Origin of the sequence: Sulfuracidifex tepidarius, from assembly GCF_008326425.1 — an archaeon.
GTDB classification, from domain to species: domain Archaea; phylum Thermoproteota; class Thermoprotei_A; order Sulfolobales; family Sulfolobaceae; genus Sulfuracidifex; species Sulfuracidifex tepidarius.
Map to the genome: position 1 here is coordinate 2,513,562 of NZ_AP018929.1, position 13,363 is coordinate 2,526,924.

The following is a 13,363-nucleotide window of genomic DNA, read 5'->3' on the forward strand; positions in this document are numbered from 1 at the left end:
ATATCGAAATCGAAAACTATAAAGGATTAGTTTGTATTTTTTAAAATATGGATGAGCAATCTATTCTAGTAGAGGAACTAGTGAAGAAATACGGAGACTTCACAGCGTTAGATCATATCTCGTTCGACGTAAGGGAGGGAGAAGTTTTCGGGCTGTTAGGACCCAACGGAGCAGGAAAGACGACCACTATAAAGATCATGACGGGCTTAACTTTGCCCACCTCAGGGAAGGTACTCGTATCTAACATTGATGTGACGAAGAAGCCGAACGAGGTGAAAAAGAAAATCGGGTGGATCTCAGCTGATGTGATAGTGGATGACGACTTGACGGCATGGGAGAACCTTGAGTTACAAGCTAAGTTAGAAGGTCTTAAGGAGTGGAAGGAAAGAGCTAAACAACTACTCGATTACTTTGGAATATTTGAATTTAAAGACAGACAACTAGGTAAATTCTCGACAGGGATGAGGAAAAAAGTGGAGATCTCAATGGCGTTGTTGCACTCGCCTGAGATAGTGTTCATGGATGAGCCGACCATAGGCCTTGACGTATCTACCAGGAAGTCCCTTTGGGACATAATTAGGAAAATAAACAAGGACTTCGGAGTTACCGTTCTCCTAACTACACATTACATGGAAGAGGCTGACATGTTATGCGAGAGGATAGCAATCATAAACAAAGGCAAGATAGTCGCTATAGGTTCCCCAGAGGAACTAAAGTCTAAATATGGAGGAGATGTGATAGAAGTACAGTTCTATGGGAGCGTCGACTACAAAATTTTCGAAAAGTACGGCCAAGTGATCGCTAAGGAAAACTCTATAAGGATTAAGGTTGGCAACGCCGAGGACGTTCTCGTCAGCATGCTGAAGGACCTTTCGCAGTTCAGAGTTAAGTCGTTGAGAATTGAAAAGGCATCCCTAGACACGGCTTTCCTCAACCTGACTGGGAGCACAATAGAAGAAGGAGATTTCGACGCTAGGAAGTTCTATGCAATGTTAAGGAGGTCGAGAAAATGATGGAGAAAGTAATTGCTCTCTACAAGAGGGAGCTAAAGAGGACTTTCAGGAGCAAATTCATGTGGCTTACCATCCTCATACAGCCTCTGATGTGGTTAGTGTTCTTCGGAAGTAGCTTCTCTGGTGCTCCAGCACAGTTCTTAGAGTCTTTCTTCCATACCAAGGACTATATTGCCTTCATACTACCTGGAGAACTGTCGATAAGCATGGTAACTGTGGGAATGTTCAGTTCCATGAGTTTCGTCCAAGACAAAAGATTCGGTTACCTACGGAGAGTTCTGGTAACACCGACAAGGAAGTCAGCTATTTTCCTAGCCAAAGTTATGGGCGGAATGACAAGAGGACTTCTTCAGATACCTGTCATGCTTCTAGCTAGCTTAGCTCTCGGAGTTACATTCAATCTAAGTGTAGTCGCACTAATAGAATGGATAATAGGGATGATCTTCCTTGGAATAGGATTCTCGTCACTTTATTCAATAATTACAATCAACTCGAGCGACTGGCAAGCCCCAGGCGTCATATCCAACTTGATAAACTTCCCGCTGATGTTTTCAAGTACTGCTCTGTTCCCTAGAGCATTCTTCCCCTCGTGGTTAAAGATAATAAGTGACGGTAACCCCATCACTTATGCTGCAGAAGTCGGAAGAGACGCTTTGGTTTACGGTGATCCACCCACGATAGATTACATGCTATTCCTTGTAATATTCGGAGTTGTTTTCTTGATTATAGGAACGATTGTAGCAGATAGATACTTAAAGGCAGAGTAAAACAGAGAAATTAGATGATTTAAGGGTCAGTCCTGAAAGATGAAGAAATGTTTTTATGATGATGTGGTTATTCTAGGAAAAATCTTCCTTTTTACTTTATTACCCAAAATAATTAAAACTAGTATGTAATACTCGTGAAGAAATCTCTAACTCTCTCTGCTGTAGGCCTGCTGTTTGGATCAGGTGAAGTCATTGACTTTATAAATTCTATTACTTTGGGTTCAACGACACCGTTAAGTAGAGAATAGTCCCTGCTAGAATATAATGAAGGCGAAAGCAGAGCTGTATCTCTGGTTTTCTCGAACTTTAACATCGAATCTATCATCTCCTTAGAGTTCAAGGGCTCACCTGTAAGGAGCTTAAATGCGGTAGCTCCAAGTGCATAGATGTCTGCAGTCTTTCTAATTCCACCAAAATATAGAGAATTAACCTGCTCCAGCGGTGCATAGTAAGGCGTATAGCTATTAGGCTTGCTTCCATCCCTTACTGCAGAACCCAAATCTGCCAATTTAGGCTTAGCCAGGTTATTTTTAATTTTATTGAAAGCTTCTAACCCGTATGGAGGAAGCTTTTCAGAAAATAGTATATTCTGAGGTTTCACGTCGCAATGTACATATCCTTCAGAATGGACTATCGAAAGCGCATCCGCTATCTTCGCAACTATAGAGTAAATTATAAGTTTCCAATAGTCTGAATTGACAAGGTTAGTAACCTTTCTTAAATCCTCTGACGATCCACCCTCCATTAATTCCATAGCTATCACTGGGGGCCTCTTTAGGTATACTTCTGCATTTCCTGACAATATTTCATTTATATCATTTTTATCGGCATAGACTCCAAATAACTTGACAATGTAATTAGACCGATCTGAAAGCTCACTAAGTTTTGCGGATTCCCCAAGCATATCTACAACGTTAGAAACCATCGAAAGTGTTGGTATTTTGAGGGCGTAATAACCCCCTGATTTATAGGACTTCAAAACGTAGCCTGTGCCTCCAGTACCTATGACATCTATAACTTTATACCCGTATATCTCTTCGTTCTTCCACGCTGCAGGATCCCAGTTAGATAAGCTGACCTTCTTAAATGAAGAAGTAGCATTCAGTTCTACGCAAGCTTGATTCACATTCTTTTGGCATGCTTTTTTCAGGTACTCTAGATATTTTTCTCTCTCTCCTATTTCATTGAATTCCCTCGCTATTAAGAAGAGCCAGTCTGGCGGAAAGTTAGGTAAGTCAGAGACTTGCTTAACCTCGTCAAACTTGTTTTTCTTTATCACCAATTTGGAAACTTCTTGAAATTCCTTAGCTTTCAACCCACTTACAAGACACCTCAGAAGAGGATTAATGCTACAGTTTGAGTTCACAACTAGGTTCAGTAGCTCTTTATCGTCGTATACGAAATTCGTGAACTCACAATTGCCTTTAGAAATAAGTTCACAGCTAAATTTAGCTAATTCCAACTTAGACATTTTGTTCCTATTCTTCTTAATTATTTCAATACTACCCTTGATATTCCCCTTGTTTAGCATTTCTATTGCCTTGTTAAATGGGCTCCTCTTTTTCCTTTGAGGAACAAGAGAAATAGCGGTAAGTAGCGCACCTCCGCCTACGTATTCATAGTTGATCAAGAAAGGTGAAATTTGAACTCCAAACATGATTAAAGGAATGCCTATAGCCATCAGGACGCTCCAGAGTTTCAGATTACCTTTATTAGTCAGAATAATGGAGAATATAGAAATTCCTAGTCCGAATAATGAGAATATAGAATGAAAAGAAAGATAGCTATAGATAAAGAAAACAGACAAGAAAAAGTCCAAGACGAAAAACATGGCGCTGAGCCTAGCTTTCTTGAAACCTAGCTGGAAAAGAGATAGGGACAACGCAAAAGAAATTAGCTTGTATACCAATAATGTAGGATAAAATATTGAAAATAATAGAGAGATAATCGCAAAAGGATATAACAGAGTTTTCAATAAATCTACTTTTCCGCTATATGCATAAGTCAGCATTACCATTGAAGCAAATAATAAAAGTAATGATATAATTAACGAGTATGAGTAAATTGTGCTTACATTTATTAACGATTGACCATACATAAGGCTGAACGATGAAACATATATCGATAGAGCCAAAGCAACTACTCCCAACACCGCCGATAGCACAAGTTTACCTTTCATATCAAAAATTGGAAAAGCTCTTTATATAAGGCTGATCCTAACTAAACTTGTAAAAAATATTAGTTTGGAAATATTAATAACTAGAACTATTGCATATTTGTTAACTATCTATTCTATTAAACAGTAGAAAATGCAGTTATTCACTAATAGACTAAAAAATTTCTTAAAAAAGAGGCTTAGCCCGAGTATAATTAAAATTATCAATTTAATACAATCTAATTCTTTTTAATTACATTTAACTATAATAACTTATCTACTGGTCATCTCACGTTAATCTTAAATCTTATTCATGTTCCTAATAATTATGGAATTTAGAAAGTTAGTGAGGCTTATAACACTATTTTCAATTCTAGTATTGATATCTTTTCCGTTTCAAATAACAACAGATCTGGGTTATAGCACAAACTCCGTGCCTACAATTCAGCATGAGGCTTATTATTCATCATCAGTTAGACATGTCTCAAATTTTACATATATACTTAAATATGTTGTTAATTCTTCATTTTATTCTGAAAAAATTGAGTTTATCCCAAAATATACGTATGAGCAATTCTACGTTAATGTAACATCACTTAGTAATGGTGGATTCATATTGAATTCCTCTCTTCCTAATATCTTTAAGGTAACATATAATCCAGATAACACGTGCTTTACTATATGGAATGGAAATATCACCAATAACTTAATGTGGCTATTTAGAGTACCAATGACGGGAATTGTCAGAATTTTTTATATAACTCCTGACGGGCAACAATTTATTTCTATAAATTTGACAAATATTAGGTTCGAGTCTTCATTTATATCGAAGTTTAATATGATAGATTATAAACCTGAAGTAATTTTCTTGAATACATCAAGAATTATAGTTCCTCAGCTATTAGTAGAATACAATAGAACTATAATAGAAATTCACGAGAACGTGACTAAATATCTATCCCTGGCTCCGTCCGTGATAAATGAGGGTGATAGTATCGCCCCTGTGCTCATATATAACTCGGCGAATATTTTCTTCTCTGAAATATTTGGGGTAAATGGAAAGCTTGTGATGGTTTCATTTCTACATAATCTAAATAACGGCACATTATTATACTGCTTCTCTGATGGAAAACTCTACCTAGGAACTAATGCATATTCAATAAACTACAACGGACAAAAAATTATCATGGTCTCTACAAGTTCAGGCGTGGAGTCTTTAATTCCTTTAAACATGAGTATTTCAGGAAATAATTTTGACATTGTAAAAATAAATAACCTTACAATATCTATCTATCCTAATGGGACTTATAATAAAATTAATATATTCCCTTTAATTGAATATAACTATAGCTTTATTATAAATAGTAATGGAGTTTTTAATGTAGAAGAATACGTTAGTCCTCATAACGGAATAGGTTACATAAAGGGAAACGTAACATTATACTATCAAAATATGACTCAAATAGTAAATACATACCATTACGACAACTTGACCTTAGTCCACGTCACTAAAGGAGAAATTCTAGTAGAGAAGAGCGGGGCCTCAGCTATATCTCATCTGTTACTGCAGAATATTCCCTTCCTCTTTATAGCCTTGTTAGTAGCTATAGGAATTTCAGTTGTGGCTTTCTTTACCTCAAAATCATGATACCACCGTCTATGGTAGCAAGTAGGAATTAAAACAGTGTCAAGAAATTTTTTAAAATAAGGTTCAATTCGCAATTATGGAGTACTTAATCTCAGTGTTGTTTTCACTCACAATAGGAATAGGACACGGTATAGAACCAGACCACGTATCCACTGCAAGGCTGTATAAAAAAGATTATAAAAAGATAATTAAATTTGCTATGTTTCATTCTGCTGGATATCTAATTATTGCAATCCCGCTGGTTTACCTAGCTTCACTCTTCGAAGAAGAGATTATAATATTAGCAGACGCGATAGGAATAATCTTTGGAGCTCTTCTCTTGGTAGAAACTATAACTGGAAGGGAGTTCGACATCGAACCTAAGTTCGCAGGAACGCTTCAAGGAAGCGTCGTTCTCACACCTTCCAAAATACTTACAATAATACTTGCCTTCAGCTCGGCATTCCCGTTTAACGTCTTGATATTGCTGGCTTTCGCTTTAGGATCTATGACTTCAATAATTGCACTAGGCCTACTTACGCTGATACCAGAAAGGTTCTCCTTTATCTTCAATATAGCAGTATCGGTGATCACAATAGCTTACATCCTTTATCAATTAATCACGACAATTACGTGATGGGAAAAAGTCCCTTTCTTTTATTATCTTGTTCCAAAGAATGATAATTACATGGTAAACTGTAATTCTTTCATCAGTAAGTTGCTTGAGCCATCATCTATGACGTTACTAGACGATGAAACGCTACTAAAAGGATTTCTTGAAAAAGCTAAACCTTGTGCTATTTACATAGGGACTTGTATATCTCTACATGAAGAATTTCACGTTCTAGAAAGGGAGTTCGAGGCTAAACTAATAGATACCAAAGAAGGGAAATACGGTGTTCTTGCAATTTATGATGGAATATTAGCAATTTTTTATAAAAATCAGAGTGACCAGATAGTATTCTTCGTTTTTAAAAACATACTTTACAGTAGATAACTAAAAAAATATAAGGAGAATTACAAAATAAAGGAAAGTATTTTAAGATTTCACGAAATCTTCTATTGATGGCATTCTCACCATTGCTCTTCGTTTCAATAATAATGACAGTAATAAGCGTGATAATGATTTTCCTTGGTCTATCTTATACCGTGCTGGACCTACTGGATGCTCCTGGATTTAAAGGCGTAAAATATGTGGGGATGGCGTTAGCTATACTGGGTATTTTCCTTGCTGTAGTGACATTTTATATAATCAGGTAATTAAAATATTTCTTTATATAGATATATCCTGTAAAGAGTTTTTATTTTATTATAAATAATCAGCTACTCTAACCTCATTTGATGCTCTCCCATCCCTCAAAAAGCTCTGCACGTTCCTAATTGCTATCTCCATTGCCCTCAGCATGACTTCCTCGTTTCCATAAGCTCCAGCAGTATGGAACGTACCAAAGAAGTTCTTAAGAGACCATAATGGTGAGGATAGGAAATCCTCTTTACCATCCTCTTTCCTCCAAAACACGTCTGTGGCGAACCTTATGTCGCTCCTCTGAGATAGAAGTTTAAACATATCTTCTTCATCTACAGTCTCTCCCCTTCCTACATTCACTATGATACAGTTATTCTTTACATTTCTCAATAAATTATAATTTAAAATATTCTTTGTCGAGTTATTTAAAGGAAGAGCGTCTACGATTATGTCTGCTTTTTCAACATAGTTATGCAAAGACTCCACGGAGTCAACAGTATCGAAGACGGACTTATCCTTAAACGATCTCGATAGTCCTATGTTGAACGTATGGAAAGCGTTCTTACCTATCCTGGCTGTTTCGATTCCTATTCCTCCTGCACCTAGGACTAATAGAGTCTTGTTACAAACCTGATATGCTATCAACCTTTCCTTAGAGTTCACCCCCTTCGCAGCACCCAGGATAAGTCCCCACGCATGCTCTGCTACAGGAATTGAATAGGCCCCTGCATTAGAAAATACTCTTGCCTCTTTTATCCTTTTGAAATCTAGGTCGTCAACACCAGCAGAGAAAGTCTGTATCACCTTCAAGTTTTTGCACTTGTCCAACAATTTATTTATCTGTTTTGGCCAACCCACTATTATCTCAGCTTCTTCTATGTCTTTTTCCGAGGGTTTATCGTTGATAGGAATGATTTCCTTTAGTTTGCCTGGCAATTCTTGCGTAGATATTATCATGAGAAATCAAAACAACTAAGCAATCAGCACTAAAAAAGATACACAACTATTCGTTAGGCTGCGACTATCACGTCTTTCTTTGAAATGTTAACTCTCCTATTCATTAGGAAAACTAAAAGTACGAACAAGATAGATGATATCGAAAGAATCAAAGACGACATTAATCTGTCATTAAACGCCAGAGATGTTAATTCAGGAAACAGGAGTCCTCCAAAAGATGCAAGGTTCATACTGGGTCCTATTTTAGAAGGTTCCACGTTTACCTTCCTAGCTAAAATAGGCAAGAGCGAATTCAGTCCTAAACCGAACATTGTGAAAACAGCTAAAAACCCTATGTTTAAAGTAAGATAGCCTAGTATAGCCGTAAGAATTATAACTGCATTAATTACGATTATACCTGATAATACTCTCTTAATTGTAGGAAATAGGAGATAAGCAAACAACGAAAGTGAATACCCTATCACGGTCTCCACGAATGCTTTACTCCCTAACATAGACGGAATTAACTGCATTAAATATGCAGGGACAAATCCTAGAAAGAATATTACAAACGCCTTCCATGAAAAAGATAAACTGCCAAGCTTATTAACGTGATATCTTTGGGTCTTCAGTGAAAGTAGGGACAGCGAGAGGATTCCAGGTAGGAACATGTAGGTCCCTAAGCCTAAGTATAGCAAAGCCGACAGAATCCATCCTATTGCCCATCCTCCCATAGTGAGTCCTATTACCTTTCTATTCTCACTAAGGCTAGCCAACTCTATCGATGCAGAAGTGGCTATTCCGAACATTACGCCTAGAGAAAACCTTGTAACTATCAGAAATGGATAGTTAATTAAAAATGAGTCTGCTAAAGATATAATGCTCATTATTATTAGCGCATTTATCATGCCTTTTTCTATTCCAAAAATTCCTGTAAACTTCGAATAAACAAAAGGAGTTAACATCCTTCCTAGAAATGGGACTCCTATCAGAATAATAGAGATCCAAGCAGGTAATTTTTCTAATTCAATGAAGAAAATGTAACCTAATAGGTAAAATGAGGAGAGAGAGTAAGATAAGATTGGAAGGAAAGCTCTGCTTCCGATGTTATACTTGTACATTCTGGTCTATACTTCATACATTACTATCTTTATTTAAATCTTAAGTCAACTAAGTTTAAACATTACTAAAAAAGCTTAAACTCTCCTTTTCTTAAAAAGATAAACTAAAGAAAAACCAACTTTTTTAAATGAAGTGCAGTCCTTTTCCCTGAGATGAAGGTTGCCCTAGCTTAGTTGTAAAACTAAGCATAATGAATATTCCTATGTTTCTGACCTTCACAAAGGTCTCCAGGAAATCGTTCTCATCTGCGACATCAAATATTGCTTTGGTTAACTGAATAACCTGAGGGACTTGTTGACCTAAAGGCAGAGTTGCTATGTCGACACCGTTAAGGAGAGCTTCCTTTTGGATGTTAAGAAGGAATTCTCCTCTTTCCTCAGGTTTCATGGAAGATAATTTTTGCAGGTGGTCTTCTGCAATTTGTATTCCCATAGCTATAATGTAAAAGTTACTGCTTTCCTTAAGTCTTATGACATCAACAACTGGACCTCCTTGAGGAGGAGATACAGATAAATGAAAGAACTCCTGAGCTTGAGTTGGTCTGAAAGTTTTCATATTTAGGGCTTCAAAAAGGAGCCTTACCTTATCGTCATTCATTAGAATAAGAAAGGAGAAAAAGAATTAATTTTTAACTTATAGTGAAAGATGATTTCGCTGCTGCTTTCATTGGGAGTGCAGGTGTTAGAAGATAAATGGTGTAATGCCCAGGGGATAGCATCACAGGAAGCTTCAGAAGAAATACAGCGTCAGTACCTAAGCACATGTAGAGACCACTATAGTCATTATAACCTACCGCTTTCTTCAGATCAAATGACGCTTTCGTTACATTGATCACTGAAGATGCGATACCACTGGTATTAAGAGTTAATTTCATTGTAGAGTTTTCAATTATTATCTCAGTAACTGATGCAGGATAAGCGTCGGGCCCATTCACGTCTGTTATATTGAGAGCAATGTATGTATGACCATCTTTATTGAAAGCGTCAACAGGAGAACAGAATTCAAACTTAGGCTTCTTTGAATCGTTAAATAGGGGACCGTAAACGTTTCCGTACGATATTTGACCTATTGCGAGAATAGCTACTACAACTATTATAGTAAATAGAATTGCACCTGCTTCGAAGGCTTTCATGATTAATCACCATAACCTAATGTACTTTAACAGAGGAGCGTTGATTATTGGTCTGTCCCCATACTTCTTGTAAAGTATCTCGTCGATTCCATATTTCCTCCCTGCTCCGGCTATCATTATCGATACTGCACCAGCGAGTAGTAAAGCTAAAATCTGCCATTCGTCTTCACATGTAGAACCTAACCATGCTGCAGGAGCTAAAGATAATGCCATTCCTCCCGCTATGAAACCAAAGAGCCTCGATAAGACCCCGAAGATCAATGCCAAACCTACTATTATTTCAAACGCGCTAAATATTGTCAAAAAAGTTGCTCCTAATGATGGGTCTTGCAAAAATGATAGCAGAGGACCCTTAAATATTCCTGCATGTGGTAGGAACGTCACTACCTTATTTAAAACAAATGAGGAAGAGCTTGGATCTAACTTTGCGGGCTTAAGTACGGCTTTTCTTAGCCCTCCATCTAACCACATCCAACCTACTGCGAAGCGCAAAGGAAGATAGGAGATCGTCTTTACATTCTCCAGATCCTCCTTTCCCTCTGTCTTACCGCTCAAACAGAATCACTAAAAATACTATGGATTACTAACTTAAAAAAGTTAACCAAATTTTTAGTTTTAATTCTATTACTAAAGAAAAAGTTAATATTATTAATGATTATAAAAATTAATATAAAGTTATCTTTAATTTTGTTATTATCGTTTTGATCGCCTTGTAAACGAGAACAAGATCATTATATTAAGGATTATAAAGGAACTAGAATAAAGATAGATGATTTTACATGACAAGTTTAAACGAAACGTTATGGGAGGTAATCAATAACCTGATTCCTCTATTTCAGGACGACGTTGATACTTTCTTGACCAAGGAAGGATACATTAGCGAAGAAGACAGAGGAAAATGGAATAATGCGGTTAGAATAATAAAAGAGGCCTATCGGAAATCATTCTCTTCAAACTCTGAGGCTATAGAAGATGTGAAAAAGGCATTAAATGAATTAGCTGGAATATCACCTAAGAAACCTCTTCCTCCAGAAATGAAAACTAGGTTTGAGGAAATTAGAACGTACCTCTCGTCTGTCATACCAAAGGAACTAAGCTCTACTCAATAGTTTCATCTCTCTATCTGTTTTTCATATTATGACCTTATTTTCAACAAACCTTTTTTGAAACTACCTTAAATTTGTAAAGAAGTTAAATATTCCTATAAGCTTGGTTAAAAGGTTTTTATGATGTGTGCTTAAAAGCTTTCATGGAAAAATCCCCCTTAATTTAGGATAGTTTTAAAAACAGATCGCAGAGAAAAGCTTATAGGGAGAAATATGACGCTCAGCAAAGCTGTCCTTTCTTTTAAGGAAACATATGGACAAGCAATGGCAGTTACTGCACCTTTAGGAAGTGTAGTTTCAACATCTACTGCAGCAATAGTTTATGCAGGGGATTCGGTAGTTTTCACCACGTTGCTTTCATTGCTTGCAAGTGCGCTGTGGATATATAATCTCACTCTGTACAGTAAGAAACTTGCCAGCGCGGGGGGCTTCTATACCTTTAATTTTAGCGCATGGAGAAGCAAAAAACTCTCCTTTCTTGAAGCACTCACTGAAGTATTTGCATATTCTATGTTGAATGCCGTAAATGCAATAACGACCTATCTCATCGTTAGTATCGGGCTTTCCATTATAGGTATATCAATTCCTCTTTGGGTAGGAGCAATTGTAATTGCAGTTTCAGTTATGTATCCTTCCTTGATATCATTGACTCACATAAAGAAGTTAATGTCGTATGTGATTACAGTCAGTGCAACAGCTGAGGCAGCACTCCTGATAGGAATTTTCATCCTTTCTCTCCATGGTGGATTCCATTATAACTATGTTATCCCTAAGGATGTAAACATGGGGAACTTGGCAACAGCATTCGTGCTAACCACAGTTAGCATTTCGGGGGCTGGTGCTGCTACCTATCTGGGAGAGGAAACAAAGGAACCTCTTAAAAACGTATCCAGGGGAATGTGGTTAGCTCTATTGATTGGAGGAATATCGATGTTCCTAGGCACTTATGCTTTAGTAGCTCTTTGGAACGGCTCGCTCACATCTCTTGCAAACTCCCCTCAACCCCTCCTTTATGAGATGATGACTTACGGTCCCCTATTCATGTTAATAGCCCTCGTACTTTCAATAAACAGTTTGTTAAGCTCCAACATAGGCACTACAATTGGAGCTTCAAGGGTTCTCTTTAATTTGGCAAGGGAAGACGCAGCACCTAAAATTTTCTTAAGAACTAACAAGAATGGAGAGCCAGTGATAGCAACTATAACTATAGCATTAATAACAACAGTTGTAACAATAGGAAGCGTATTTACCTTAGGTTTAGTCACTGCATTCACTGAAGTAAGTGCTGTTACTGGTATACTCTGGCTCTTAGGAAGGCTATTCGATGGAATAGGAGTGCCCGTATTATATTGGAGAATAAGAGAACTCAGTTTCATTTCCCTTATGATCCCTGTAGCTGCAACTGGGATAAATCTCTGGGGAGACATAACCTCTATCATTTCGATGGATCTAAATCAGGCTATAATCCTCGGAATTATCTTGATGATAACTTTAGTATGGTACGTAAAGAAGGCCAGATTTGGACGTCCTGGTAGACTAGTAGTAAACGAACAAAATGAGGTAATGGATGTAGATGAATACTTGAAAAGAAAAGTAAGTGCTAAATAAATCTTATCACTTTATTCTTACAGTTCTTATTAAAGAATTTTATATTTCTATAACTTACTTTTTTAATCGTCTTTTTTATCTTTTTATCTAACTAGAAAGTTCCAAAAAGCTATAGTTACAAGGAAACCTACAAAAGTTCCTGCAACTAATTGCCCCTTAGTATGCTTTTTTAGAAAGTATCTAGATAATATTACCAATAATCCAAAGGGAATAGCAAGAAGAACATCGTAGCCAAGAACTAGGTAAGCGTAAGTTATGAAGCCGGACATTGCTGTAGCATGAATGCTAATTTTCCATTTTAAAGAAATTACACCATCAATAAACGTAACCGCAGAAGTAGCTAAAATTCCTACTGAAGTTATAATATATCTAGAAATAATAAGAGATACTAAAAGATAAACTAGTGAAGACGCAAATAAGATTTTAGGTCTTATCTCACGCAAGTCAGAGTTTTTCCCACGATAAAGAAAATATGGAGTAAGAGAACCTGCAATGATAACTAATATAAAAATCAAGGCAGTTACTATAGCTCCATAGTTGTAAAAAGTTATTAAAGCGACCCAAATAGGTAGTTGAACTAATGGATGGCCGACAAGGGATAGGAACTCCCAGATCCTGTTCTTCACACCATGTACTGAGCTCGTAATCTTA

General features: G+C 36.9%; 15 protein-coding genes. 8 read left to right on the forward strand and 7 right to left on the reverse strand.

Annotation, left to right across the window (positions count from 1 at the left end):
• Window positions 1–47 precede the first annotated feature (47 nt).
• Window positions 48–1,013: an ATP-binding cassette domain-containing protein gene (locus IC007_RS12830; protein WP_149528873.1), complete on the forward strand. Its 966-nt coding sequence runs from the start codon at window positions 48–50 to the stop codon at window positions 1,011–1,013.
• A complete protein-coding gene (locus IC007_RS12835) occupies window positions 1,010–1,780 on the forward strand; it encodes an ABC transporter permease (RefSeq protein ID WP_054845275.1) in 771 nt (256 codons plus the stop codon). The genes IC007_RS12830 and IC007_RS12835 overlap by 4 nt, the downstream gene beginning before the upstream one ends.
• A gap of 118 nt (window positions 1,781–1,898) precedes the next feature.
• On the opposite strand, the gene IC007_RS12840 is transcribed toward IC007_RS12835, so the two are convergent.
• Entirely contained in the window at window positions 1,899–3,959 is a 2,061-nt protein-coding gene (locus IC007_RS12840) for a DUF1955 domain-containing protein (RefSeq protein ID WP_084739624.1), read from the reverse strand.
• A gap of 304 nt (window positions 3,960–4,263) precedes the next feature.
• Here IC007_RS12840 and IC007_RS12845 point away from each other — a divergent pair, with 304 nt between their 5' ends.
• The 4 genes from IC007_RS12845 (at window position 4,264) to IC007_RS12860 (ending at window position 6,822) form a co-directional block, all read left to right on the forward strand.
• On the forward strand, window positions 4,264–5,583 hold the full coding sequence (locus tag IC007_RS12845) for a hypothetical protein (protein ID WP_149528874.1): 1,320 nt from the start codon (window positions 4,264–4,266) through the stop codon (window positions 5,581–5,583).
• Window positions 5,584–5,659: 76 nt separating this feature from the next.
• Window positions 5,660–6,199: a hypothetical protein gene (locus IC007_RS12850; RefSeq protein ID WP_054845278.1), complete on the forward strand. Its 540-nt coding sequence runs from the start codon at window positions 5,660–5,662 to the stop codon at window positions 6,197–6,199.
• A gap of 51 nt (window positions 6,200–6,250) precedes the next feature.
• A complete protein-coding gene (locus tag IC007_RS12855) occupies window positions 6,251–6,559 on the forward strand; it encodes a hypothetical protein (RefSeq protein WP_054845279.1) in 309 nt (102 codons plus the stop codon).
• 68 nt (window positions 6,560–6,627) lie between these two features.
• Window positions 6,628–6,822, forward strand: coding sequence for a hypothetical protein (locus IC007_RS12860; protein WP_054845280.1), 195 nt, complete (start codon window positions 6,628–6,630; stop codon window positions 6,820–6,822).
• A 49-nt stretch (window positions 6,823–6,871) separates the two neighbouring features.
• Here IC007_RS12860 and IC007_RS12865 read toward each other — a convergent pair whose 3' ends face one another.
• From IC007_RS12865 to doxD, 5 genes are all read right to left on the reverse strand, one after another.
• Complete coding sequence (locus IC007_RS12865; protein WP_054845281.1) at window positions 6,872–7,765, reverse strand: 2-hydroxyacid dehydrogenase; 894 nt, start codon at window positions 7,763–7,765, stop codon at window positions 6,872–6,874.
• A 53-nt stretch (window positions 7,766–7,818) separates the two neighbouring features.
• The gene (locus IC007_RS12870; RefSeq protein WP_054845282.1) at window positions 7,819–8,865 is read right to left on the reverse strand and encodes an MFS transporter; all 1,047 of its coding nucleotides are present in this window, start codon (window positions 8,863–8,865) and stop codon (window positions 7,819–7,821) included.
• A gap of 124 nt (window positions 8,866–8,989) precedes the next feature.
• The gene (locus tag IC007_RS12875; protein ID WP_054845283.1) at window positions 8,990–9,463 is read right to left on the reverse strand and encodes a DUF2299 family protein; all 474 of its coding nucleotides are present in this window, start codon (window positions 9,461–9,463) and stop codon (window positions 8,990–8,992) included.
• A gap of 31 nt (window positions 9,464–9,494) precedes the next feature.
• Window positions 9,495–9,998, reverse strand: coding sequence for a TQO small subunit DoxA domain-containing protein (locus IC007_RS12880; RefSeq protein WP_054845284.1), 504 nt, complete (start codon window positions 9,996–9,998; stop codon window positions 9,495–9,497).
• 6 nt (window positions 9,999–10,004) lie between these two features.
• Entirely contained in the window at window positions 10,005–10,553 is a 549-nt protein-coding gene (doxD, locus tag IC007_RS12885) for a thiosulfate:quinone oxidoreductase large subunit (protein WP_054845285.1), read from the reverse strand.
• 224 nt (window positions 10,554–10,777) lie between these two features.
• Between doxD and IC007_RS12890 the strand changes: the two genes are divergently transcribed.
• Window positions 10,778–11,107 carry a hypothetical protein gene (locus IC007_RS12890; protein ID WP_054845286.1) on the forward strand — a complete coding sequence of 110 codons (330 nt, stop codon included), beginning with the start codon at window positions 10,778–10,780 and terminating at the stop codon, window positions 11,105–11,107.
• Window positions 11,108–11,317: 210 nt separating this feature from the next.
• Window positions 11,318–12,712 (forward strand): APC family permease, encoded by a 1,395-nt coding sequence (locus tag IC007_RS12895; RefSeq protein WP_149528875.1) that lies wholly within the window; start codon window positions 11,318–11,320, stop codon window positions 12,710–12,712.
• An 83-nt stretch (window positions 12,713–12,795) separates the two neighbouring features.
• Here IC007_RS12895 and IC007_RS12900 read toward each other — a convergent pair whose 3' ends face one another.
• Window positions 12,796–13,338 carry a hypothetical protein gene (locus IC007_RS12900; protein WP_054845287.1) on the reverse strand — a complete coding sequence of 181 codons (543 nt, stop codon included), beginning with the start codon at window positions 13,336–13,338 and terminating at the stop codon, window positions 12,796–12,798.
• Window positions 13,339–13,363: the final 25 nt, after the last annotated feature.